A 22,826-nucleotide genomic window follows, 5' to 3' on the forward strand; every position below is an offset into this window, starting at 1 on the left:
GCAGATCAGTCGGGTGTGCAGCATCAGAAAGCCCCTCCCAGCAGGCTCAGGTGTTCCGCCACCGGGCCCAGCGCCAGCACTGGCAGGAAGGAGAGACCCCCCATCAGCAGCACGGTGACGATCAGCAGGGTGATGAAGAGCGGGCCGCTGACCGGGAAGTCCCCTTCGCTCGTCTCCTGGCGCGGGGCGCGGGCCAGCTGGCCGGCGATGGCCAGCACCGGAATGATGTAGCCGAAGCGGCCGAGCAGCATGGCCAGCCCGATGGCGATGCACTGCCAGCTGTCGGCGGCGGCAAAGCCGGCGAAGGCGGAGCCGTTGTTGCCGGCGGCCGAGGCGTAGGCATAGATCAGCCGTGACAGGCCGTGGGGGCCGTCGTGACCGATGACGGTGGCGGAGTTCGGCATCAGCAGGGTAATGCCGCCGATCACCAATACCCCGACCGGCATCACCAGCATGCTGGCGACCACCCACTTCATCTCAGTGATGCCGAGCCGTTTGCCCAGATAGGTCGGGGTGCGCCCCACCATCAGGCCGCACAGAAACACGGTCAGCAGCACGAACAGCATCATGCCGTAGATGCCGGCCCCGACGCCGCCGAACACCACTTCACCCAGCAGCATGTTGATCATGGCGACCATGCCGGCGAGCGGGGCGAAGCTGTCGTGCATGGCGTTGACCGAGCCGTTGGAGGCGGCAGTGGTGGCCACTTCCCAGATGCTGGACAGCACGGGGCCGAAGCGGCTCTCCTTGCCTTCCCAGTTGCCGGCTTCGCTGGTGAGGTGGGCGAGGGCCGGATCCGGTTTCAGCTCCTGACCGATGGCGAGGCAGAGCCCCAACACCAGCATGATGGTCATGGCGATGAGGATGGCGCGGCTGTGGGCCAGATCCTTCACGTAGCGACCCAGGGTGCAGACCATGGCGGCGGCCAGCGTCAGCAGGGCGACCATCTCCAGCCAGTTGGAGAGGGCGGTCGGGTTCTCGAACGGGTGGGCCGAGTTGATGCCGAAGAAGCCGCCGCCGTTGGAACCGAGCTGCTTGATGGCGATCTGGGAGGCGGCCGGGCCGAGCGGCAGCAGCTGCTCCTGGCCTTCCAGCGCGTGGAACGGCAGGTAGGCCGACAGACTCTGGGGCACCCCCTGCCAGACCAGCAGCAGCGCCAGGATCAGCGCCATCGGTAGCAGCACGTAGAGACAGAAGCGCACCAGATCCTGCCAGAAGTTGCCAAGGTGGGTGGTCTGCTGGCGGGCGATGCCGCGAAACAGGGCGATGGCGACGGCAGCGCCGGTGGCGGCGGAGACGAAGTTCTGGGTGGTGAGCCCCACCATCTGGCTGAAGTAGGAGAGGCTGGCTTCGCCGGAGTAGGCCTGCCAGTTGGTGTTGGTCATGAAGCTGACCGCAGTGTTGAAGGCGAGTTGCCAGTTCAGCCCGGGCAGCTGCTGCGGGTTGAGGGGCAGCAGCCCCTGCGCCAGCAGGATCAGGAACAGCAGGCCGAAGCCGGCGCCGTTGAAGGCCAGCAGGCTGAGGGCGTAGGACTTCCAGTCCTGCTCGCGCCCGTCCGTGCCGCAGCAGGCCAGGGTGGCGCGCTCAAGCGGGGCGAGCCAGCGACTCTTGCCTTCAAATACCCGATACAGGTAGTTGCCAAGCAGAGGCGCCGGCAGCAGCACCAGCAGCACGAACGCGACGGGATAGATGATCTCTTGCCACATATCCGGTTCCTCACTCATGGGTACGCGCGAGGGCGCGCAGCAGATAACCCGCGAGGGCGAGGACCAGCAGCAGATATAGCCAATTCATAACGACTCCGTTGAGGTAATTAGCGTCAGGGATCGATGCATATCCGTGTCGATCCCATAGGTCTCATTGACGCTGAAAGGGTATGTAAAACGGGCGTAAAGGCGCCATAAAGCCCAATTTGGCTGGCGTAAAATCGGCGTAAAAAGGAGGGGATTGGCAGAGTGGAGGGGGGGCTGCGATCAAAAAACCCGGCCTGGGCCGGGTTTGGTAGGTAAGTGGCTGAGACTGGTCTGAGAGTGACAGGCCAGTTTCAAACATGCTTATCGCATGGTCACAAACTCTTCCGCGCTGGTGGGATGAAGAGGGAGAACGCAGTTGTCGAGACAATCCTCGAGTTTCTCCCCTCACACGGCCATCAGCGCATAGTCACAAACTCTTCCGCACTGGTCGGATGGATGGCGACGCAGTTGTCGAAGTCCGCCTTGGTGGCGCCCATCTTCATGGCGACGCCGAAGCCTTGCAGGATCTCGTCCATGGCGAAGCCGATGCCGTGCAGGCCGACCACCTTCTCTTCCGGCCCGACACAGACCAGCTTCATCCGGGTGGGCTGACGATGCTGGGTCAGCGCCGAGTACATGGCGGTGAACTGGCTGCGGTAGACCTTCACCTGATCTTCACCGTATTCGGCGACGGCTTCCGGTTCGGTCAGGCCGATGGTGCCGATGGGCGGGTGGCTGAACACCACAGTTGGCACCAGATCGTAGTTGAGGTGCTCGTTGGGTTTGTTGTTGAACAGCCGCTCGGAAAGGCGGCGGCCCGCCGCGACAGCCACCGGAGTGAGCTGGATGCGGCCGGTGTTGTCACCGACGGCATAGACGTTGGCGACGGCGGTGTTCTGGAACTTGTCGGTCGGGATGAAACCCTTGGCATCCAGTTCGATGCCAGCGGCGGCCAGATTGAGGTTGTCGGTGGCCGGGACGCGGCCGATGGCCCAGATCAGGCAGTCGACGGTGAGGTGGCGACCATCTTCCAGCTGCAGGGTCAGGCTCTCATCGGCGTTCTTGACCATGGCTTTCGGAATGGCGTGGGTGTGCAGCTTGGGCCCTTCCTGCGCCATGATTTCGACCAGAGTCTCGTGGATCATGGGGTCGAAGTTGCGCAGCGGCGCATGTTTGCGCACCACCAGGTGGGTTTCTGAGCCGAGCGCCTGCATCACCCCGGCGATCTCCACCGCGATATAGCCGGCCCCGACCACGGCAACTCGCTTGGGCTGGCTCTGCAGCTCGAAGAAGCCGTCGGAGTCGATGCCCAGCTCGGCACCCGGGATGGCCGGCACTTCAGGGCGGCCGCCAGTGGCGATCAGGATGTGATCGGCGCTGTACTGCTCGCCATTCACTTCGATGGTGTTGCTGCTGACGAAGCGGGCGAAGCCCTTGATGACGGTGATCTGGTTCTTGCCCAGCACGTTCTGGTAGGACTGATGAATGCGGCCGATGTAGGCCTGGCGGGACTCGACCAGCTTGGCCCAGTTGAAGTGGTTGAGGGTGGTGTCGAAGCCGTAGTCGGCGCCATATTTCAGGGCATCGGCGATCTGGCCGGCATACCACATGGCCTTCTTCGGCACGCAGCCGACGTTGACGCAGGTTCCACCCAACTCTTTGGCTTCAATCAGGGCAACTTTCTTACCGTACATGGCAGCCCGGTTGGCCGAGGCGATGCCGCCGCTGCCGCCGCCGATGGCGATATAGTCAAAATGCTGTGCCATTGCGAGGTTCTCCGCTCATTAAGAATGCAATCACAGCATGATGGGGATAAAGCGGCTGGCTCACAAGAGCCAGCGCTCAGTTATGTTGGATCGGCAGGCGAATATGGAACTGGGCGCCGTTGTCCGGCTCGCTGACGCAGTTGATGCGACCGCGCAGCAGCTGCACCACTAGGTTGTAGATGATGTGGGTGCCGAGCCCGCTGCCGCCCTGGCCTCGCTTGGAGGTGACGAAGGGGTCGAAGATGCGCGGCAAGATCTCGGGCGGGATGCCGCGGCCGTTGTCGCTGTAGTCGATCAGCAGCTCTTCACCCTGCTGTTCCACCTTGATGGTGATCTTCTTGGGCTTGTCCCAGTTGTCGAAGCCATGGTTGATGGAGTTGAGGATCAGGTTCGAATAGATCTGGGTGAAGCTGCCGGGGAAGGAGAAGATCGACAGCTTGGGATCGCACTGGATATCCACCTCGCACTGGGCCTTCTTCAGCTTGTGGCCGAGGGAGACCACCACCTGGTGCAGGTTGTCGGCGAGGCTGAAGTTGTAGCGTGCCTCGGACGACTGATCCACCGCCACCTGCTTGAAGCTGGCGATGAGCTCCGAAGCGCGGCGCAGGTTGCCCTGCAGCAGCTGCATGGACTCGTCGAGGTTGACGGTAAATTCGGTGAGATAGGAGCGCGACAGCTGCTTGGAGTCGATGTGCTGCTTGAAGTCGGCCACCCGCTCCTGCAGGTAGGAAGAGGCAGTCACGCTGATGCCGATGGGGGTGTTGATCTCGTGGGCCACGCCGGCCACCAGCGAACCGAGGGAGGCCATCTTCTCCGACTCCACCAGGGTCTGCTGGGCCTGTTTCAGATCGTCGTAGGCCTTGCCCAGCTGGTCGTTGGCATCGCTCAGGCTGCGGGTACGCTCCACCACCTTGCCTTCCAGCTGTTCGTTGAGCTGGATGATTTCCCGCTCCACCTTCTTGAGACGGGTGATGTCGTAGCCAAAGCCGATCAGATACTTGAGGTTGGGCCCTTCGTAGAAGGGGGCGAAGGTCCACTGCAACACCAGCTCGTGGCCCTGCTGGTCATGCATGATGACCTCTTTGTCCTCGATGGAGCCGTGATCGGCCAGGGTGGCCGCCAGCTCGTCGCGCTGGGCCTTGCTGACGAACAGATCCAGCCAGTTGTGCTGCAGTATCTCCTGCTGGTGGTAGCCAGTCAGCAGAATGGCTGCCGGGTTGATGCTGGCGATGTTGAGGTCCGGCTCCATGCAGCAGATGACCATGTTGGCCGAGTTGATCAGGGTGGCGGAGAAGTCCCGCTCCTGTTGCAGCTGCTCGGCGGCCTGATGGCGCGCCGCAAATTCGTCGTTCAGCCGGGTACGCATCTGGTTGAGGGTGGCGACCAGAGTGTCGAGCTCGTCGGGTTTCTTGCGGGGCAGGGGGCGCCCCTCCAGGGTCAGCTCGATGGCGAGCCGGTCCAGATTGAACTTCTGGGCATAGTTGGCGATGCGGTTGAGGTGCCGCACCACTAGGTAGTAGATGATGATCAGGATGCAGAACGAGACCACCAGGGTCTTGATGGTCTGGCTGACCATGATCAGCACCGATTTCTCGATCAGGCGCTGGTAGATTTGCTCGAGGGAGGCGGCGACGAACAGCTTGCCCACCACTTCGCCCTGATAGGTGAGGTTGAACTCGCGGGAGATGTCGTAGCTTTCCCGCTCCACCCCCTGGGTCAGCAGCGGCACTTCCGAGTTGCCGAGCATCTCCTTCACCATCACGAACTGCATGTTGGGCAGGTTCATGATGCCTTCGATCTGTACCTTGACCTGCTCTTCGTCCAGGTTCCATAGGCTGGCGGCGATGGGCTGCAGGAAGGAAGCCTCGATCTGGCCGATGCTGTCCTCGATCACGGCCACGTCCTTGCGGTAATCCCAGGCAAGTTGCAACACCGTAATGATCATCGCCAATACGGTACTGCACACCAGAATGTAGGAGAGCAGGCGGTATGAGAGTCCGTTACGGCCGACGGCCTTAGCGGTCTTGGAGAAGAGTCCTGACATGGCGTCCTTGCGGTCTGGATATATTGCCATTTAGTTTAACTGCTTCATGCACTTATGTCGTGTTTCGTTAGCGTGATAAAAACAAGGCCCCGAAACGGGGCCTTGTTGATTCAGAACGGTTTTTAATGACTCCCTTTCGCCTTGGGCGGAATGGATTCGTCAAACACCGGCAGCGGTTTGTGTTCGGAGGCCAGGTAGGTGTAGATCACCGGCAGCACGAACAGGGTAAACAGGGTGCCGATGGCCAGACCGGCCACGATGACGATGCCGATGCTGAAGCGCTGGGCTGCCCCGGCCCCCGTTGCATAGAGCAGCGGGATGAGACCGGCGATCATGGCGGCCGTGGTCATCAGGATGGGGCGCAGACGCACCTTGGCGGCGGCCATCACGGCTTCCATCCGGTTGCGACCGTGCAGCAGTTGCTCCTCCTTGGCCACCTCGCAGATCAGGATACCGTGCTTGGTAATCAGGCCGACCAGAGTGATCAGACCCACCTGAGAGTAGATGTTCATGGTGGCGGCACCCCAGGCCAGCGCGATCAGTGCGCCACTGATGGCCAGCGGTACGGAGACCATGATCACCAGCGGGTCACGGGCCGACTCGAACTGGATCGCCAGCACCAAGAAGATGATGGCCAGCGCCAGGGCGAAGGTGGCGTACAGGGCGCTGCCTTCGGTCACGAACTGGCGGGCTTCACCCATGTAGTCGTAACGGTAACCTTGCGGTAGCTTCTCGCTGGCGGTGGCATCCAGCCAGGCGATGGCGTTGCCCATGGTGGTGCCCGGCATCAGCACGGCACCTATGGTGGCCGAGTTGAGCTGGTTGAAGTGGGGCAGGGCGCGCGGCTCGCCGACCACCTCGATGCTGATCAGGCTGCCGAGCGGGATAGACTGGCCGTCGGCCGCCCGCACGTAGTAGCCCTTGATCGACTCGGGGTTGAGGCGGTATTTGCGCTCGACCTGCGGGATCACCTCGTAGGAGCGGCCATCCAGGTCGATCCGGTTGACGTAACCATCCGACATCATGGTGCCCAGGGTGATGCCGATGTCCTGCATGGTGATGCCGTAGGCACCCGCCTTGTCTTTGTCGATCTTGATCTTCATGGTGGCGGAGTCGTACTGCAGGTCCAGCTCGGAGTAGACGAAGCGTCCGCTCCCCTGGGCTGCGGTCAGGATTTCGCTCGCCACCTGATAGAGGCTCTCGAAGTTGTTCGGCGTGGTGATGACGAACTGGATCGGCAGGCCGCTCGAGGCACCCGGCAATTCCGGGAACTGGAAGGTGGTGATGGACATGCCGGGCACGTTCTCGACCAGCTTGCCAACCCGTTCCAGCACCTCTTTCTGGCTCGCTTCACGCTGGCTCCATGGCACCATGGAGGCGATACCGAACGCCTGGTTGGCGTTGAACACCCCGGAGAAGACCTGGGAGAAGGCCACTTCCGGCTGTTCGTCCAGCACCTTGTTCACCTGCTCCATGGTGCTCTGGATGTAGTCCAGGTTGACGTTGGAGGGGGCGGTACCCAGCACGGCCATGACGCCCTTGTCTTCGTTCGGTGCCAGTTCGCTCGGAATGAACTTGAACAGCATTGGCAGGCTGGCGAAGACGATGACGGCGAACAGCACCACCACGATGCGCTTCTGCATCACGGCGTGCAGCATGGCATCGTAGCGGACCGTCATGCGGTCGAGCAGGTGATGCACCTTGCTCTCGAATTTGCCCGGCTCTTCGTTGGCCTTGAGCATCTTGGCGCACATCATGGGCGACAGGGTCAGCGCTATGATGCCCGACACGAACACGGCGCCGGCCAGGGTGAGGGCAAACTCCTTGAACAGGGAGCCGGTGATGCCCCCCATCAGGGCGATCGGCGCATACACGGCGGCCAGGGTGACCGTCATGGCGATGACCGGCACGGCGATTTCACGGGTACCTATGATGGCGGCCCGGAACGGTTCTTCCCCCTCCTTGACGTGGCGATCCACGTTCTCCAGCACCACGATGGCGTCATCCACCACCAGACCGATGGCCAGCACCATGGCCAGCAGGGTCATCAGGTTGATGGAGAAGCCGAACATCTGCATCACCATCACCACCCCGATCAGGCTGAGGGGAATGGTGATAATCGGGATGATGACCGCCCGGAACGAACCAAGGAACAGAGTGATCACCACCAGCACGATGGCGGCTGCCTCGGCGATGGTCTTGATCACCTCGCTGATCGATTCGTTGATGGCAACGGTCGAGTCATAGAGGACGTTGGCCTCCATGGTGCTCGGCATGTTGCTCTTCAGGCTCGGCAGCATCTCCAGCACGTCGTGGGCGATGTTGATCGGGTTGGCGGTCGGTGCCGCGTTGATGGCCAGTACTACGGCCTCGCGGCCGTTGGCGGTGGCGCGATAGGTATCGTGGCTCTTCTCCAGGCTGACCTTGGCGATGTCGGCCAGACGGATCACCTTGCTGTCACGGGTGGCCACTACCAGGCGCTCGAGCTCCTCGGTGGTGTTGACCTGGGTCTCGGCATTGCCGTTGTAGAGGGTGAAGTAGCCGGTGGCCTGACCGGTGGCGGACTGATAGTTGTTGCTGTTGAGCACGCTCATCACGTCCGCGGCGGTCAGGTTGAACGCCGCCATCTTGGCCGGATCCAGCCACACCCGCAGGGCGTACTTGGTACCACCGTACATGTCGACCTTGGAGACGCCGCCGACGGTAAAGAGCTGGGGCTTGATGACCCGCTCCAGGTAGTCGGTGATCTGGCTGGCGTTGAGCTCGGGGCTGGTAAAGCCGATGTAGAGCACCGCCGTGGTCGAGCCGGTCGACATGGTCACCGAGGGATCTTCCGACTCCTTCGGCAACTGGGAACGTACCGAGTTGACCTTGGCCAGAATGTCGGACAGGGCCGCATTCGGATTGGTGTTGAGCTTCATGTAGGCAGTGATGGTCGAGCTGCCGAGCTGGGTGGACGACGTCATGAAGTCGATGTTGTCCGCCTGGGCGATGGCCTGTTCCAGCGGCTGGGTGATGAAGCCCTGGATCAGGTCGGCACTCGCGCCATAGTAGCTGGTGCTGACCGTGACGACCGTGTTGGTCATCTCGGGGTATTCCCGCACCTGCATCTTGAACACGGCCTGGACACCCAGCAACGCGATCAGAAAGCTGATCGAGATGGCCAGGATGGGCCGCTTGATGAATATATCGGTAAAGCGCATCTGTCTCTCCGCGTTTTACAGCATGGGAACCTGGTCCGGAACCTTCAGGCCCTGGTCCTGCACGATTTTCACTTTGGCGCCGTTGCTCAGGCGTACCTGGCCGGACATGACCACTTCGTCACCCGCCTTGATGCCGGAGACCACGTGCGCATCGTTGCCCTTGCGCTCGCTGACCTTGACCACCACCTGCTCGACGCGCTTCACGCCATCCTTCTCCTTGACCAGGTAGACGTTCTCGCCATACAGGGTAAAGGTGATGGCGGTCTGCGGCAGCACGATCTGGTCCTTCTGGGCCGGCAGCAGAATGCTGGCGCGGGCAAACATGCCGGAGCGCAGCTGGCCGTCGTTGTTGGGGATGTCTGCCTGCACCTGGATCAGGCCGCTCTGGTAGTTGACGGCCGGCTCGATGGCGCTGATGTGACCCTTGAACTGGCGATGCGGGTAGGAATCCACGTTGATCAGGATGTCCTGATTCAGGCGAATGCGGGAGATATCGGTCTGCGGCACGGTGAAGCGCAGGCGCATCACGCTGGTGTCTTCGAGACGGACGATATCGGTACCCGGTTGCAGGTACTGACCGAGGAAGACGTTGCGCAGGCCGACTACGCCGGCAAACGGTGCGCGCACTTCGCGGCGGGCGATGGTCGATTTCAGACTCTCGATATCGGCCTCGAGGGAGCGGTAGGTCGCCTCGGTATCGTCCAGCTGGTCGCGGGAGATGGATCCCTTGGTGAACAGGTTCTGATAGCGATCGAACTTGGCCTTGGCCGCCGGCAGCTTGGCCATGGAGGCGCGCAGGTTGGCCTTCTCGACGCTGGCATCCAGGCTCAGCAGCAGCTGATCCGGCTTGACGGTATCACCCGACTCGAAGGAGATGCTGTCGATGGTGCCAGATTGCTCGGTCGACAGGGTTACCCCCTGGTTGGGTTCGATGAAACCGATTGCCTCGATGGTCGGCACCCAGTCGCGGGTCTCCACCTTGTGGGTGGTGACCGGAAACTCGGGCTCCGGCATGTTGGCCATGTAGTTGGCTATCATCTTTTGCTTGAACAGGTTGAAGCCAATCACGCTGCCGAACAGGGCCAGCGCGATGAGCAACATGATGCTCATCCACTTTTTCATGAACTCTCGCTCCTGAGATATGAGTGCAATGTTTAAGGGGTCAAAATAGCTCGCCAGCAGGCCCGGATCACGGCTTCCAGCTGGTCTTGCGTCAGTTCGAATTGGTGCACCTGGCTTTGCAGCGCCATATTTGCCACGCAATCCAGGCTCAGCACCTGCAGTACCCGGACGGGCAGGTCGATAAACAGACCCTGTTCCAGGCCCCGTTCGAAGAAGCGATCCAGCGGGGCCCAGGCAGCCTTGATGACCGGGTCCTGCTCCAGCTCTGCTCCCAGCGGGGACGTTTCATACTGCAATTTGCATTTGAGCGCGTTCGGTTCGTCGACAAAGATGGCGTGGATGTTGAGCCACAAACGCCGAAATTGTTCGAACGATACCTCCTCTGTCTGCACGCCTTCCATGACCAGGGGATGACACTGGAGGATGGTGTGCCGATAGAGTTGGCGGATCAGGTCATCCTTGTCGCTGAAATAGCGATAGATGGTGCCTGCCGCCACCCTGGCTTTCTTGGCCACCACGGCAATGGATAGGCCGTGGAAACCCTGTTCGCCGAGTACTTCATGAGCCGCATCGAAAATGCGTTCTTTCTTGTTCATGACGGGATGATCACAACGGCTGAATGAACGTTCATTCATTCTAGGGGGGCTTTGAGGCAAGTCAAGTTTTGCCCATCATCGGATTGCTATGTGGGGGGTGCCAAAAGTAGCGGAGCGGGGCTGGATCCAGCCTGAATGAAACAAAAACGCTTAAAAAAAGCCAGAAACGATGGAAAAACAAGCGGTTGATTCTGCGAGATAAAAAAATAGTAGACAAGGTGGGTCCCCATCATTAATATTGCGCCCCGTTCGACAGCGTAGCGCCCGTAGCTCAGCTGGATAGAGCGCTGCCCTCCGGAGGCAGAGGTCACAGGTTCGAATCCTGTCGGGCGCACCATCAAAAGTGCGCCGGTTAAGCGGGCGAGTTGAAGAACGAAAACAGCTGTGGTGGCTGTAGCTCAGTTGGTAGAGTCCCGGATTGTGATTCCGGTTGTCGTGGGTTCGAGCCCCATCAGCCACCCCATTTTACAGCTTGTCAGGTATGCGAAGGTGGCGGAATTGGTAGACGCGCTAGCTTCAGGTGTTAGTGCCCCCCGGGTGTGAGGGTTCGAGTCCCTCTCTTCGCACCATACTTGCTGTATGACGAGGATGACCGTTCATGGTCGTCTTTGTGTTTTGAAAAGAAAGCTTTTTTAAAGCCTCGGTGATTAGCGCAGCCCGGTAGCGCATCTGGTTTGGGACCAGAGGGTCAAAGGTTCGAATCCTTTATCACCGACCACATTCTGAAAAACCCCGCTCAGGCGGGGTTTTTTGCTTTCTGTCGTCTGCCAGCCTGCTGCCGCAGGTTTCTGTCACGTCTGTTTACATTTCTGTTGGCACTTTCTCGCTGTCGCTTCGGGTATGCTGGGACGCAGACCCACGGCAAGTGGGCGTTATTGAACACAATTCAGGCCAACATGTCATATGCACCCAAATTCTTTTCGCGTCAGTACACTGGCGCTGGTTGTCGTGGCCCTCAGCGGCTGCTCATACAAACCCAAACCCGACGAGATCCTGATGGGGGCTGCCCCCATGCAGAGTACCGCCACCTCTGCGCTGGTAACCGATGCCGGATTCTGCGTGGCCCTCAATGACCACAATCAGCTGATCACCCAGCCTTGCGACCAGACCGCTCGCCAGCAGTTCAGCTGGGATGCCGGTGCCTTGCAGCTTGACCAGCGTTGCCTGGTGGCTAAAGGGGTGAGCGAGCTGACCATGGCCGAGTGCCAGGATGAGAGCCGGCAATGGCAGTGGCAGGAAGATCGGCTGTTCAACAGCAAGGCTGACCGCTGTCTGGATGTGGCCGGCCGTCGTCACAAGCCGGGCACCCCGCTGCGGCTGGCTGACTGTTTCGGTGGGGCCAACCAGAGCTTCGCATGGCAGAACAAGGGCAGCATGTTCGACAAGCTGAACCTGAAAAGCCTCATCTGGTGAGGCATCAGGCAACAAGAAGGGAATTTAGCGGATGCGAACCTTATGGATACGGCCGAGGCGTGTATCCATGAGGTTCAGAAGCATCAGGCGATGTTGACGCCCTGCAGGGCGAACAACTGCTCCAGATAGACGGCAACGCCATCCTCGTCGGAGCTCAGGGTCTGTTCGTGATTGGCCAGCGCCAGCTTGAGCCGGTCGTGGGCATTGCCCATCACCACGCCGCGGCCGACCATGCTCAGCATCTCGAAGTCGTTCATGCCGTCGCCAAAGGCCACCGCCTGGGACATCTCCAGCCCGTGCTGCTCCAGCACGGCGCGCACGGCATTGCCCTTGTGTACCCCGGCGTGCATCACCTCGAGGCAGTCCGGCAGGGAGAAGGTGACGTTGAGCCGATCACCATAACGCTGGTTCAGCTCTGCCTCGATCTGCAGCAGCTTCTCGTGCTCACCGATGTAAAACACCTTGTTGACCTTGTCCAGCGGGTGGCTGGCGAGATCGGTCAGGCGATAGCTGAAGCCGGATTCATGATGGAACTGCAGCAGCCAGGGCATCTCCTCTTCCACCAGCCACTCGTCGCCGTAGTAGAGGTTGATGTGGATGGAGGGGTCGCGCTCCAGCGCGATCAGCTCGGCCGCCACGCTGTCCGGCAGGGCCTGGTTGAAGATCAGCTGATCCTGCTTGTCGTGCACCACGGCGCCATTGGAAGTGATGAGATAGATGTCGAGCCCGAGCGTGTCGCGGATGCTGCGTACATCCACATGGTGACGGCCGGTGGCCACCACGAACTTGATCCCCTGATCCACCAGACGGTGCAGGGTATCGCGGGTGCGGGGGGAGATCTGGTGCTGCCCGTTGAGCAGGGTGCCATCGAGATCGGATACAACGACCTTATACATCATCACCTCGGGGTTACGAATGAAAGCGGGAGCAGTGTACAGCAACCGCTCCCGCGACCCCATTTATTTAGGGATACAAAAAATAACCAGCCGCTAGTAGCGTGCGAAGAAGGCCAGAGTCGCGTTGAGCGCGGCCTGGCGCTGGGGATCTGCCTCCATGAACAGCTCGTGCCAGGCCCCTTCTATGCGCAGCGGCTTGCCTCCCTCACAGCGAGCGAGCGCGCAGAAGGCGTCCTGCGCGGCGTTGTCCACCACGCCGTCGTCACCGGCCTGCAGCAGCAGCAGCGGCGTCTTGATGGCGCCAGCCTCGGCCACCGCGGCGTCCGCCCCTGTCAGTCCCTGATAGATCCAGTGGGCGGTGGCGCCTCCCAGCTTGATCTGCGGGCGCTGCTCATAGAGCTCGCGGAAGGCCTGATAGCGGGCTTCGCTGTGGCTCAGACCGTTGTCGGCAAAGTCGTGGCTCTCGTACGGGCCCTGACCCGGGCCATAGGGAGGCTCGCCCAGCCAGCCGCCGACCGTGCCGATGGTGGCCGCCAGCCCCTTGGCCAGCCACTTGGGCAGGCCGCCGAGATTGATGCCCATCATGGGGGAGGAGAGCACGGCCGCCTCGATGTCATCGGGCCAGCGCTCCAGATAGCGGGCCGAGATGGCGCCGCCCATGGAGTGGGCCAGCAGGAACAGCTTGGCGGGCTGGTCCTGGGCGATCACCTCGTCATGAAACTGCTTGAGATCGAGCACATAATCGTCGAACTGGTCGACATATCCCTTCTCCTGGTCGGCCAGCAGCCGATCGGACAAGCCCTGGCCGCGGTGGTCGATGAGGTAGAGGCTGTAGCCCTGACGCCACAGATCCCAGGCCAGCTCCTGATACTTGAGGTAGCTTTCGACCCGGCCGTTGACGATGAGGATGGCGCGATCGACCTTGGCCTGGCGCAGTGCGGCATAGCGGATGGTGACCCCGTCCTTGCCTTTGAAGGCGCTCTCGACGGCGTGCTGGCGCCAGAAGTCGGGCAGGGTCTGCTGATGAAGGGTGGCGACGTCGGCTTCCGGCGTCAGCTGATAGGGATTGTTCACGGCGAGGGCTCCGGCAGAAAACAGGGTCAGGGCCAGCAGGGCGGGCGATAACAGGTTCATGATGTGCACTCCTGCTGCCAGTGTCGGTAAAGGGCTTGAATATCGCCCGAACAGAGTAGCGGCATAGCCGCCTGCAGGTGCTGCAGCGGCCAGTCCCACCACTGCATCTCCTGCAGCATGGCAATCTGCTCCTCGCCGAAGCGACGTCGGATAGGCTGAGCCGGGTTGCCGCCGACTATGGTGTAAGGGGCCACATTCTTGGTCACCACGGCACGAGTGGCGATGACGGCACCATCACCGATGGTGATGCCGGGCATGATCATCGCTTCCGAGCCGATCCAGACGTCGTTGCCGATCCGGGTGTCTCCCTTGCGCAGAAAACCGTCCTGCACGCCGTCACCGAAGCGGGCAGCATCGAAGGGGAAGGTGGAAACCCAGTCCATCCGGTGACCCTGGTTGCCCGCCAGCATGAAGGTGGCGCCGGAGGCGATGGAGCAGAACTTGCCGATGATCAGGCGGTCAACTTCCTTACCCCACTGGCCACTGTCCCAGGACTCCCGCGTCGAACCATCGCCGAGCAGGTAGCGTACGCAATGATCCTCGAACGGCTTGCCGTGGTAGTAGCCGGAGTAATAGCTGTACTCCCCGGCCTCGATATTGGGGTTGGTCAGATGATCCCGTATGACCTGGGATTCCAGCCAGCTACCGAACGGATTTTCCATCACTGATCCTGTCATTCATCTTCTTCCTGTTGCGCGGCCCATCCTTTGCGCGTCAGCTGCATCTGCTGCCACCACTGCTCGTCCGCCAAGATTTCGCCGGCCGGGCCGAGCTGGGGGTAGGGCATCTCTTTCTCTTTGCAGAGCTGGGCATAGATGGGGTAGCCACCCTCGAACAGTATGTTGTTCTGCTCCTCCAGGTCGAGCGGGCAGCCGCGCTGGTAGCAGCCGGCCAGTTCGCGCTGGCGTTGGGCCTCATAGAGGATGGCGGCGGCGGCTACCGAGACGTTGAGAGACTGCACCATGCCCACCATGGGGATGACGATATGGTGATCGGCCAGGGCCAGCGCCTCTTCGCCGATGCCGTGCTTCTCCTGACCCACCAGGATGGCGGTGGGTTTGGTGTAGTCGATGGCGCGAAAATCCACCGAGCTGTCGGAGAGGTGGGTAGCCAGGATCTGCATGCCGGAGGCTTTCAGCTCGGCCACTGCACTGCCGATGTCAGGGTGCAGCTTCACGTCCACCCAGTTCTGGCTGCCGCGAGCGGTACCCTTGCGCTTGTGGATCCAGGTTTTGGGCCAGACCGCGTGCACCCGATGGATACCAATGGCATCGGCGGTACGCACGATGGCGGCCAGGTTGTGCGGCTTGTGGACCTCTTCCATGCAGACGGTCAGATCGAGCTGGCGCTGGGCCAGCATGTCGGTGATGCGCTTGAAGCGTTCAGGAGTCATATCGGTTTCTATGTCGTGAGGTGTGTGCACGCATCGCTTGCATGCACAGGATCAAATCGGGCTGGCGCCGGGCCAGCCTGTCGTAAATTCGTTTGACGCGTTTCGCGGTCATGTCGGCTCTGCCGAAGCCGGGTTTGTCCACTCGCCAAGTTGAACGGGTGTGCCTGCAGCGCTGGGCCAAGCTTGTCTCTTGAAAAGCAGCAGGCGGCTTGCGCCGCCTGTGGTCAGTTTTTCTGTCGGCTCACCTTGAGCACGTTCGGCATCACCCGGATCTTGCGCATGATGTTGGCAAGGTGGATCCGGCTCTTGGTGGTGATGAGCAGGGTGACCAGATAGACCCGGCCATCCTTCTCCTCGGTGCTGATGGCGTGAATGTTGGCGCCGGTAGCGGCAATCACGTTGGCCAGCTCCGCCAAGGCGCCCTGGTGGTTGACGATCTCGATGCTGATACCGGTGCGGAACTCCTGTTCCTGCTCCTTGTCCACTTCCCACTGCACCGGCAGGTACTTGTCCGGCTCCTTGCTGTAGCCCTTGATGTTGCGGCAGGCTTCCTGGTGGATCACCAGGCCCTTGCCAGGGCTGATGTGGGCGATGATGGCGTCCCCAGGGATCGGGCGGCAGCAGTTGGCGAAGGTGACCAGCATGCCGTCGGCACCCTTGATCGGCATCTTCTTGCTGCTGGACTTGGGCTGTTCTTCCGGCGGCAGTTCATCCCCCAGCATGCGGCGCGCCACCATCACGCTCATGGCGTTGCCAAGGCCCACGTCGGCCAGCAGGCCCTGCAGGTTTTCGTGCTTGGTGTCGGCCAGCACCTGCTTGATGCGTGGCTCCGGGATGTCTTCGATGTTCTTGGCGCCCAGCGCATGGTTGAGCAGGCGGCGACCCAGCACCACCGACTCTTCGGTGCGCAGGTTCTTGAGGAACTGGCGGATCTTGGAGCGGGCCTTGGTGGTCACCACGAAGTTGAGCCAGGCCGCGTTGGGGCGAGCCCCCGGCGCCGTGATGATCTCCACTGTCTGGCCGGAGTGCAGCGGGCTGCTCAGCGGATAGGGGTGGCGATCGACCCGCGAACCGACGCAGGCGTGGCCGATGTCGGTGTGCACCGTGTAGGCGAAGTCCACCGGGGTGGCCCCGGCGGGCAGCTCCATGATGCGTCCTTCCGGCGTGAACACGTAGATCTCGTCGGGGAAGAGGTCGGTTTTGACCCCCTCGATGAATTCAAAGGAGCTGCCGGCGCTCTGCTGCAGCTCGAGCAGGCTCTGCATCCAGCGCTGGGCGCGGATCTGGGCGGTAGTACCCGAACTGTCGCCATCCTGTTTGTAGGCCCAGTGGGCGGCGACGCCCTTGTCGGCCATCTGATCCATGAACTCGGTACGGATCTGCACCTCCACCGGTACCCCGTGCGGCCCCACCAGGGAGGTGTGCAGCGACTGGTAGCCGTTGGTCTTGGGGATGGCGATGTAATCCTTGAAACGGCCGGGGCGGGGCTTGTAGAGACTGTGCATCTGGCCCAGCACCCGGTAACAGGTATCTATGTCCTTCACCCTCACACGAAAGGCGTAGATATCCATTACCTCATGAAATTGCAGCTCTTTTTTCTCCATCTTGTTGTAGATGGAGAACAGGTTCTTCTCGCGGCCGCTGACCTGGGATTCGATGCCTGCCTCCCGCAGCCGGCCCTCAATCTCGCTCTGGATGGAGTCGATGATTTCGCGGCGATTGCCGCGGGCGCGGCGCACCGATTCGCGCAACACGCGGGAGCGCATGGGGTAGAGCGCCTCGAAGCCCAGCTCTTCCAGCTCGTTCTTCATGGTGTGAATACCGAGGCGGTTGGCGATGGGGGCGAAGATCTCGAGGGTTTCCCGGGCGATGCGGCGGCGCTTGTCCGGTCGCAGGGAGCCCAGGGTGCGCATGTTGTGGGTGCGGTCGGCCAGCTTTATCAGAATGACCCGGATATCCTGGGTCATGGCCATCACCATCTTGCGGAAGTTCTCGGCCTGGGCCTCCTTGCGATCGCGAAACTTCAGCTTGTCGAGCTTGGAGACGCCCGCTACCAGCTCGGCGACGGCATCGCCAAACAGTTCGGCCAGATCGGCCTTGGTGACAGGGGTGTCTTCGATGACGTCGTGCAGCACGGCGGCCATCAGGGTTTCATGATCGAGGCGCATGTCGCCAAGAATGCGGGCAACGGCAACCGGGTGGGTGATATAGGGCTCGCCGCTGGAACGCATCTGTCCCTGGTGAGCATCACGGGCCACCACATAGGCTTGCCTGAGCTTCTCCACCTGCTCGGGTGGCAGGTAGGAACTGGCTATTTCTTTAAGATTTTCAAATAAATACAAGACAGTCCCCGCAGCGGTGAAACGGCAATCCGTGGATATAGAGGGTATAGTCCTGAGTTTGCGAGGTTTTCGAGCGGTTGTAAATGGGGGAGAACAGTCGGCACCCGGGCGGGCGCCGACTATAAGAAATAACTGACTTAACCGCGGCCTTCGGCGATGGCAGCAACGGCAGCCAGCTCGGCGGCTTCCTGCTCTTGCTGCTCGTAACGGTCCTGGGTGTCCATCACCTGGTTGTTCACCAGACCCAGTTCGATCTCGCGCAGGGCGATCACGGTCGGCTTGTCGTTCTCTTCGTCAACCAGGGGATCTTTGCCTTGAACCGCGATTTGGCGGGCGCGGCGGGCGGCGACCAGCACCAGGTCAAAACGGTTACCTACCTGTTTTACAGCATCTTCTACAGTAACGCGTGCCATGCAGGACTCCAGTGTTTGGGCTTTCTCGGTTTAAAAAAGCGGTGTTTAAAAATGACGCAAAAGTTTACTTGTTTTTGGCCTATTCTGCCAGTAGCTGTTGCAGCAAGTTTTGTTGGGCCTGCTGCTGCTGGCGCAATTCCAGCCGTTGGCACTCGATGACGGCCCTCAGCTGGAACAGTGCCTGCTCAAAGTCTTCGTTGATGATGACATAGTCATACTCGTCATAGTGCACCATTTCGGCAATGGCTTTCTCCATCCGGCCCTTGATCACCTCGGCACTGTCCTGGCCGCGACCGATCAGGCGGCGCTCCAGCTCTTCGCGGCTGGGCGGAAGGATGAAGATGGACTTGGTCGGCATCTGTGCGCGGATCTGGCGGGCGCCCTGCCAGTCGATATCGAGGAACACGTCGATCCCCTGCGCCAGGCAGGCTTCGATGGCGGCGCGGGAGGTGCCGTAGTAGTTGCCGAACACCTCGGCCCACTCCAGAAAATCGCCGCGCTCGATCAGCGCCTTGAACTCTTCCACCTTGACGAAGTGGTAGTGCACCCCGTGCTCTTCACCGGGACGGGTGGCGCGGGTGGTGTGGGAAACCGACAGCTGCATCTTGCCTGCGCTGTTGTGCTGGGTCAGCAAGGCGTTGAGCAGGCTGGATTTACCCGCTCCGCTCGGGGAGGAGATGATATAGAGAGTGCCTTGTTGCGCCATGTCTGTACCTTTAAGCGAGACCGTGTTTTGGTTGTAGCAGAGGCCGCCGTCTTGTGCCCGAAAGGGAGACAGCCAAATCCGAAACGCGGAAAATTCTTGAATTAAGAGGGATGTAAAGGCGGCGAATTTTAACAGAAGGTGGCGGATAAAAAAACGGCCGGAATCATATTCCAGCCGATCAAAGTATTCGTAGCTTGCTGCGGGAGCGTCACCCACATCAGCCGCCATTCTGCCTGCCGCCGTGCGGGTGGGCCAGCAGATTATCCCTGCTTCACTGCTCGGAAATTCCGAGTTGCTGTCCGGCGGGCAGCTGACGATCGGCGCAGAGGCGGTCGAAGGCGGCGATGACCCGCTCGCGGGTGATCTTGCTCATGGCGTCCGGATCCTTGAGGCGGGTGCGCCAGCCGAGCTCGGCCAGCGGTTTGCCGGTCTCCTGCTCGACCAGCTCCTGATAGACGCTGACCGCGTAGTCACGGCACAGATAGGGGCCGGTCCGGTCCGGGTTGTGGTGGGCATAGAGGCCGAGCACCGGCGTACCCACCAGGGTCGCCATGTGGGTGGGGCCGGTATCGGGGGCCAGCACCAGGCTGGCTTCCTTGATCAGCGCCAGCAACTGCTTGAGGTTGGTCTGCCCCACCAGATCCACCGGCTTGCTGTGGCTCAGTTGCTGAATGTCGGCGGCCAGATCCCGCTCCAGTTTGGCCGGCCCGCCACACAGATAGACCTGAAAACCCTTGTCTGTGGCGTGATCCGCCAGCGCGGCATAGCCGGCGGCAGTCCAGTTCTTGAATGCCTTGCTGGCGGCGGCGCAGATGAGCAGGGTCGGCTTGCCGTCAATCTTCTCTTTCGCCCAGGCCTGGTGTTCGGTGCTGATGGGCAGTTGCCAGTCCGGGGTCAGATCCTTTATCCCGAGCTCTTTGGCAAAGGCGAGAAAGCCGTCCAGCACGTGGGGCGAGGCGGGGGATGGCACCCTGTGGTTGGTGAACAGCCACTGGCCGTCGCTGGCCCGCTCCCGATCAAACCCCAGTTTGACCTTGGTCTTGATGCCGAGGGTGGCGATGCTGGCCCGCATGGCCGCCTGCAGGTGCAGCAGGGCATCGAATTGGCGTCCCTTGAGGGTCTGCCAGAGCTCGCGGTAGCCGCGCCAGCCCTTGCTTTTGTCGAAGGCGATCACTTCGACCCCGGGCAGATCGGCAAAAAGCGTCGCTTCAATCTTGCCGGTGATCCAGGTGATACGGGTCGTCGGCCAGGCCCGCTGGATGACGCGCACCAGCGCCAGCGCGTGGCAGCAGTCGCCGATGGCGGAGAGCCGCAGGATGCAGATGGAGGAGGGCGGCGTTTGGAACAGCGGCATGATGTGGCGCAATGGTGGCAAAATGGATGGATGGCATTATGCAAACTCCCCCGTGGATTGTAAAATTGCGCACGACCGGCAGCCGGTGCCCCTGATAAAGCCCGTGTTGCCGTTGCCTGCCCTTGCCTTGTGTAGCCATGACTGACCGACCGGAATCGCCAAAAATGCAAATTCAGACCGAACACAACCAGATCTGCTGGTACGCCGAAGGGGCGTTTCGCGACCCTTCTCCCGAGCTGTTTGATCCGGCCTGGTGGCAGACACATCGCCAGGTGGTAGGGTCTTCCATCGGCCGCGGAGTGACCTGGTTCGTCAAGGATGAATCCCGCCATCTGGTGCTGCGTCACTACTATCGCGGTGGCATGGTGGGCAAGGTGGTGCGGGATCGCTTCTGGTTCGAAGGGGTTGAATCGAGCCGTGCCATGGCCGAATACACGCTGCTGGCCAAGTTGAGCGCCCAGGGATTGCCGGTGCCGCGCCCGTTTGCCGCCCGGATGGCCAAGCAGGGCCCCTTCTATCGGGCCGACATCCTGATCGAGCGCATCCGTGGCGCCAAGGATCTGGTGGCCCTGCTCAAGCAGGGGCCGATCGCCGGCGAGGTGTGGCACAAGGTGGGTCAGACGGTGCGCCGGTTGCACGACGCAGGTGTCTATCACGCCGATCTCAACAGCCACAACCTGCTGCTCGACAAGGAGGGCAAGGTGTGGGTGATCGACTTCGACAAGGGGGCCATCCGCTCTCCCGGCAACTGGCAGCAGGCTAACCTGGAACGGTTGCTGCGCTCCTTCAACAAGGAGTCCCAGTTGCATACCAGTTTCCATTTCGTACCGGAGAACTGGCAGGCCCTGATGAACGGCTATCAAGGAAAAGCGAGCTGACCCTGTTGCTCGGCGCGAGAGCCAATGTTACTTATTGAGAAGGTCTTCAGATTCGGTGTCGAGGCGCTCGATGGACATGCTCAAGGCTCCCCACAGGGAGGCAATTACCCGGTTTGATCTGGCGCTGATGGCGGATGCCATCGCCTTGCTGGAGGCAGGGCTCTGGAGCTGGAGCCCGCAGCAGGGCGTGCAGCGGGATCTCTCCTGTCTGCGGCTGCTGGGATTGAACGAAGCCGGTCTGGACGATCTCGGCTGGCTGGAGCGGGTGCACCCCGATGACGTGGGAAGCCTGCAGGAGGCGCTGACCGCCTGCCAGAGCGGGCGGGTGGCCCAGATCCGGCTCGAATACCGCATCCTGCATCACGACGGCCACTATGTTCGGTTGGAGGAGCGGGCCCGGCGCGATGTTCACGGCCAGGTGCTGGGGGTGGTGCGTCTGCTCGACTCACAGACACTGCTGGTGGAGGAGCGGCACGGTACCGATCCCCTCACCGGGCTGGAGAGCCGTAGCCACTTCGAGCTGTTGCTCGATGAGCGGCTGGCCAGCGAGAGCGGCAGCTTCAGCCTGCTGCAATTCAGCGTCGACCACAGGGCCAAGATCCAGCAGCTGTTCGGCGAGGTGGCCTGCGATGCCATGCTGGCCAAGCTGGCCCGTATCGTGCGTCACGAACTGCGGCGGGAAGACCCCTTCGCCCGCTGGGACGAAGACGGCTTCATCCTGATGCTCTCCCAGACCGATCGGTTGAGCGGCCTCGAGATTGCCGAGCGGCTGCGCCTCGAGATCGCCGATGCCAGCCTGCTGCCGCAGCGACCGGTGACCGTCAGCATCGGCCTGGTGCAGAGCCAGGCCGGCGAGCAGATCGATCACCTGCTGGCCCGGCTGGCTACCTGCCACGGTCAGGCCAGACGGGAGCACAACACCGTCGTTGGCTGATTTTTAGTCAGCGCTCACTTACCCCATGACGCTGGCATACCCAGAGGGAGGCCAGCATCAGCAGGCCGCCCAGGGTGAGCCTGAGCAGGTCGGTATCCTTGCCCCACAGCAGCAGATTGACCAGCAGACCCGCCGGGATCAGGGCGTTGTTCATGATGGCCAGCACACCGCTGCTGACCTGGGTCGCCCCCTTGTTCCACAGGAAGTAACCAAGCCCGGAAGCGCCAATCCCCAGCCACAACAGAATGCCCCACTGCAGGGTACTGGTGGGGTATTGTGGCGTGCCCAGCAGCAGCCAGGCGGGCAGGGCCACAACCAGGGCGCCCAGATAGAAGCAGCCGAACACGGCGAGCTGTGGGGGCTGCTCCTTCTCCCGTGCCAGCAATACCTTGTAGCCAACCTGGCCGATGGCGAAGCAAATGTTGGCACCCTGCACCACCAGGAAGCCCAGCACGTAGCTTTCGGTCAGCCCGTCGAAGCGGATGACGGCCGCCCCCAGCACTGCCAGCAAGGCTCCCCACAGATAGGTGGGCTTGAAGCGCCGCTCCAGCAGGTCATGGATCAGGGTGACGTAGATGGGGGTGAAGATGGTGAACACCAGCACTTCCGGCACCGTCAGCAGCAGGAAGGAGTGGTAATAGAACAGATACATGATGCCGAGCTGGGTGGCGCCGAGGGCCATCAGCTTGGCCACCAGGTCGGGGCGCAACCAGCGCCGTCTGAGAAAGGGCAGAAACACCAGGCTGGCGAGCACGATGCGGGTCAGTACCGAGAAGTAGGCATCCACCTGACCGGCGAGGTAGACCCCGATCAGGCTGAAGGAGAATGACCAGAGCAGGGTAACCCCTATCAAGTAGTTCATGTGGTTGATTTGTCGTCAGTTGTCAATTTTGAAGGGG

At 61.4% G+C, this 22,826-nt stretch carries 18 protein-coding genes and 4 tRNA genes; 7 read left to right on the forward strand and 15 right to left on the reverse strand.

Translation table 11 applies throughout. The features are described 5' to 3' along the window. Positions 1 to 23 precede the first annotated feature (23 nt). The 6 genes from kdpA to ACB032_RS20690 form a co-directional block, all read right to left on the reverse strand. Complete coding sequence (gene kdpA / locus ACB032_RS20665) at positions 24 to 1,706, reverse strand: potassium-transporting ATPase subunit KdpA (protein ID WP_274798986.1); 1,683 nt, start codon at positions 1,704 to 1,706, stop codon at positions 24 to 26. A gap of 443 nt (positions 1,707 to 2,149) precedes the next feature. Continuing rightward, entirely contained in the window at positions 2,150 to 3,499 is a 1,350-nt protein-coding gene (gene gorA / locus ACB032_RS20670) for a glutathione-disulfide reductase (RefSeq protein WP_371138663.1), read from the reverse strand. Positions 3,500 to 3,575: 76 nt separating this feature from the next. Beyond that, positions 3,576 to 5,543: an ATP-binding protein gene (locus ACB032_RS20675; RefSeq protein WP_171279904.1), complete on the reverse strand. Its 1,968-nt coding sequence runs from the start codon at positions 5,541 to 5,543 to the stop codon at positions 3,576 to 3,578. Between the two features lie 122 nt (positions 5,544 to 5,665). Continuing rightward, the gene (locus ACB032_RS20680; RefSeq protein ID WP_371138664.1) at positions 5,666 to 8,746 is read right to left on the reverse strand and encodes a multidrug efflux RND transporter permease subunit; all 3,081 of its coding nucleotides are present in this window, start codon (positions 8,744 to 8,746) and stop codon (positions 5,666 to 5,668) included. Positions 8,747 to 8,761: 15 nt separating this feature from the next. Continuing rightward, positions 8,762 to 9,868, reverse strand: a complete 1,107-nt coding sequence (locus tag ACB032_RS20685; RefSeq protein WP_011704066.1) for an efflux RND transporter periplasmic adaptor subunit — start codon at positions 9,866 to 9,868, stop codon at positions 8,762 to 8,764. Between the two features lie 32 nt (positions 9,869 to 9,900). Beyond that, positions 9,901 to 10,464 carry a TetR/AcrR family transcriptional regulator gene (locus ACB032_RS20690; protein WP_016348886.1) on the reverse strand — a complete coding sequence of 188 codons (564 nt, stop codon included), beginning with the start codon at positions 10,462 to 10,464 and terminating at the stop codon, positions 9,901 to 9,903. 260 nt (positions 10,465 to 10,724) lie between these two features. Here ACB032_RS20690 and ACB032_RS20695 point away from each other — a divergent pair. The 5 genes from ACB032_RS20695 (at position 10,725) to ACB032_RS20715 (ending at position 11,877) form a co-directional block, all read left to right on the forward strand. Then, a tRNA-Arg gene (locus tag ACB032_RS20695) sits at positions 10,725 to 10,801 on the forward strand. Between the two features lie 50 nt (positions 10,802 to 10,851). Beyond that, positions 10,852 to 10,927 (forward strand) — tRNA-His (locus ACB032_RS20700). Between the two features lie 20 nt (positions 10,928 to 10,947). Continuing rightward, positions 10,948 to 11,033, forward strand: a tRNA-Leu gene (locus ACB032_RS20705). 72 nt (positions 11,034 to 11,105) lie between these two features. Further along, positions 11,106 to 11,182: transfer RNA gene (locus tag ACB032_RS20710), tRNA-Pro, on the forward strand. Between the two features lie 185 nt (positions 11,183 to 11,367). Further along, a complete protein-coding gene (locus ACB032_RS20715) occupies positions 11,368 to 11,877 on the forward strand; it encodes an RICIN domain-containing protein (RefSeq protein WP_219306201.1) in 510 nt (169 codons plus the stop codon). Positions 11,878 to 11,960: 83 nt separating this feature from the next. On the opposite strand, the gene ACB032_RS20720 is transcribed toward ACB032_RS20715, so the two are convergent. The 8 genes from ACB032_RS20720 to ACB032_RS20755 all read right to left on the reverse strand — a co-directional run bounded on the left by ACB032_RS20720 (position 11,961) and on the right by ACB032_RS20755 (position 20,115). Then, positions 11,961 to 12,773, reverse strand: coding sequence for a Cof-type HAD-IIB family hydrolase (locus ACB032_RS20720; RefSeq protein ID WP_017410507.1), 813 nt, complete (start codon positions 12,771 to 12,773; stop codon positions 11,961 to 11,963). Positions 12,774 to 12,866: 93 nt separating this feature from the next. After that, positions 12,867 to 13,907 (reverse strand): alpha/beta fold hydrolase, encoded by a 1,041-nt coding sequence (locus ACB032_RS20725; protein WP_371138665.1) that lies wholly within the window; start codon positions 13,905 to 13,907, stop codon positions 12,867 to 12,869. Then, on the reverse strand, positions 13,904 to 14,569 hold the full coding sequence (locus ACB032_RS20730; RefSeq protein ID WP_371138666.1) for a CatB-related O-acetyltransferase: 666 nt from the start codon (positions 14,567 to 14,569) through the stop codon (positions 13,904 to 13,906). The genes ACB032_RS20725 and ACB032_RS20730 overlap by 4 nt, the downstream gene beginning before the upstream one ends. Before the next feature lie 11 nt (positions 14,570 to 14,580). Next, complete coding sequence (trmH, locus tag ACB032_RS20735; protein ID WP_254202484.1) at positions 14,581 to 15,300, reverse strand: tRNA (guanosine(18)-2'-O)-methyltransferase TrmH; 720 nt, start codon at positions 15,298 to 15,300, stop codon at positions 14,581 to 14,583. A 224-nt stretch (positions 15,301 to 15,524) separates the two neighbouring features. Next, complete coding sequence (gene spoT, locus ACB032_RS20740) at positions 15,525 to 17,642, reverse strand: bifunctional GTP diphosphokinase/guanosine-3',5'-bis pyrophosphate 3'-pyrophosphohydrolase (RefSeq protein ID WP_011704079.1); 2,118 nt, start codon at positions 17,640 to 17,642, stop codon at positions 15,525 to 15,527. Positions 17,643 to 17,779: 137 nt separating this feature from the next. Beyond that, on the reverse strand, positions 17,780 to 18,055 hold the full coding sequence (gene rpoZ / locus ACB032_RS20745; protein WP_005307060.1) for a DNA-directed RNA polymerase subunit omega: 276 nt from the start codon (positions 18,053 to 18,055) through the stop codon (positions 17,780 to 17,782). A 79-nt stretch (positions 18,056 to 18,134) separates the two neighbouring features. Further along, a complete protein-coding gene (gene gmk, locus ACB032_RS20750) occupies positions 18,135 to 18,761 on the reverse strand; it encodes a guanylate kinase (protein ID WP_162498770.1) in 627 nt (208 codons plus the stop codon). 271 nt (positions 18,762 to 19,032) lie between these two features. Next, a complete protein-coding gene (locus ACB032_RS20755) occupies positions 19,033 to 20,115 on the reverse strand; it encodes a glycosyltransferase family 9 protein (protein WP_171281827.1) in 1,083 nt (360 codons plus the stop codon). A gap of 164 nt (positions 20,116 to 20,279) precedes the next feature. On the opposite strand from ACB032_RS20755, the gene ACB032_RS20760 reads away from it, so the two are divergent. Both ACB032_RS20760 and ACB032_RS20765 read left to right on the forward strand, forming a co-directional pair. Continuing rightward, positions 20,280 to 20,993: a 3-deoxy-D-manno-octulosonic acid kinase gene (locus ACB032_RS20760; RefSeq protein WP_011704082.1), complete on the forward strand. Its 714-nt coding sequence runs from the start codon at positions 20,280 to 20,282 to the stop codon at positions 20,991 to 20,993. Between the two features lie 70 nt (positions 20,994 to 21,063). Continuing rightward, a complete protein-coding gene (locus tag ACB032_RS20765; protein ID WP_043126152.1) occupies positions 21,064 to 21,927 on the forward strand; it encodes a sensor domain-containing diguanylate cyclase in 864 nt (287 codons plus the stop codon). Between the two features lie 7 nt (positions 21,928 to 21,934). On the opposite strand, the gene ACB032_RS20770 is transcribed toward ACB032_RS20765, so the two are convergent. Beyond that, positions 21,935 to 22,789 (reverse strand): carboxylate/amino acid/amine transporter, encoded by an 855-nt coding sequence (locus tag ACB032_RS20770; RefSeq protein ID WP_011704084.1) that lies wholly within the window; start codon positions 22,787 to 22,789, stop codon positions 21,935 to 21,937. Between the last annotated feature and the right edge of the window lie 37 nt (positions 22,790 to 22,826).

The sequence above is a fragment of the Aeromonas sp. S5(2024) genome, assembly GCF_041403025.1.
Taxonomy (GTDB): domain Bacteria; phylum Pseudomonadota; class Gammaproteobacteria; order Enterobacterales; family Aeromonadaceae; genus Aeromonas; species Aeromonas hydrophila.

What these genes read in the sequence shown, in the direction of transcription:
- kdpA (WP_274798986.1), bottom strand. Translation starts at nt 1,706, where the DNA reads ATGTGGCAAGAGATCATCTATCCCGTCGCGTTCGTGCTGCTGGTGCTG.
- gorA (WP_371138663.1), bottom strand. Translation starts at nt 3,499, where the DNA reads ATGGCACAGCATTTTGACTATATCGCCATCGGCGGCGGCAGCGGCGGC.
- ACB032_RS20675 (WP_171279904.1), bottom strand. Translation starts at nt 5,543, where the DNA reads ATGTCAGGACTCTTCTCCAAGACCGCTAAGGCCGTCGGCCGTAACGGA.
- ACB032_RS20680 (WP_371138664.1), bottom strand. Translation starts at nt 8,746, where the DNA reads ATGCGCTTTACCGATATATTCATCAAGCGGCCCATCCTGGCCATCTCG.
- ACB032_RS20685 (WP_011704066.1), bottom strand. Translation starts at nt 9,868, where the DNA reads ATGAAAAAGTGGATGAGCATCATGTTGCTCATCGCGCTGGCCCTGTTC.
- ACB032_RS20690 (WP_016348886.1), bottom strand. Translation starts at nt 10,464, where the DNA reads ATGAACAAGAAAGAACGCATTTTCGATGCGGCTCATGAAGTACTCGGC.
- ACB032_RS20715 (WP_219306201.1), top strand. Translation starts at nt 11,368, where the DNA reads ATGCACCCAAATTCTTTTCGCGTCAGTACACTGGCGCTGGTTGTCGTG.
- ACB032_RS20720 (WP_017410507.1), bottom strand. Translation starts at nt 12,773, where the DNA reads ATGTATAAGGTCGTTGTATCCGATCTCGATGGCACCCTGCTCAACGGG.
- ACB032_RS20725 (WP_371138665.1), bottom strand. Translation starts at nt 13,907, where the DNA reads ATGAACCTGTTATCGCCCGCCCTGCTGGCCCTGACCCTGTTTTCTGCC.
- ACB032_RS20730 (WP_371138666.1), bottom strand. Translation starts at nt 14,569, where the DNA reads ATGGAAAATCCGTTCGGTAGCTGGCTGGAATCCCAGGTCATACGGGAT.
- trmH (WP_254202484.1), bottom strand. Translation starts at nt 15,300, where the DNA reads ATGACTCCTGAACGCTTCAAGCGCATCACCGACATGCTGGCCCAGCGC.
- rpoZ (WP_005307060.1), bottom strand. Translation starts at nt 18,055, where the DNA reads ATGGCACGCGTTACTGTAGAAGATGCTGTAAAACAGGTAGGTAACCGT.
- gmk (WP_162498770.1), bottom strand. Translation starts at nt 18,761, where the DNA reads ATGGCGCAACAAGGCACTCTCTATATCATCTCCTCCCCGAGCGGAGCG.
- ACB032_RS20755 (WP_171281827.1), bottom strand. Translation starts at nt 20,115, where the DNA reads ATGCCGCTGTTCCAAACGCCGCCCTCCTCCATCTGCATCCTGCGGCTC.
- ACB032_RS20760 (WP_011704082.1), top strand. Translation starts at nt 20,280, where the DNA reads ATGCAAATTCAGACCGAACACAACCAGATCTGCTGGTACGCCGAAGGG.
- ACB032_RS20765 (WP_043126152.1), top strand. Translation starts at nt 21,064, where the DNA reads ATGGACATGCTCAAGGCTCCCCACAGGGAGGCAATTACCCGGTTTGAT.
- ACB032_RS20770 (WP_011704084.1), bottom strand. Translation starts at nt 22,789, where the DNA reads ATGAACTACTTGATAGGGGTTACCCTGCTCTGGTCATTCTCCTTCAGC.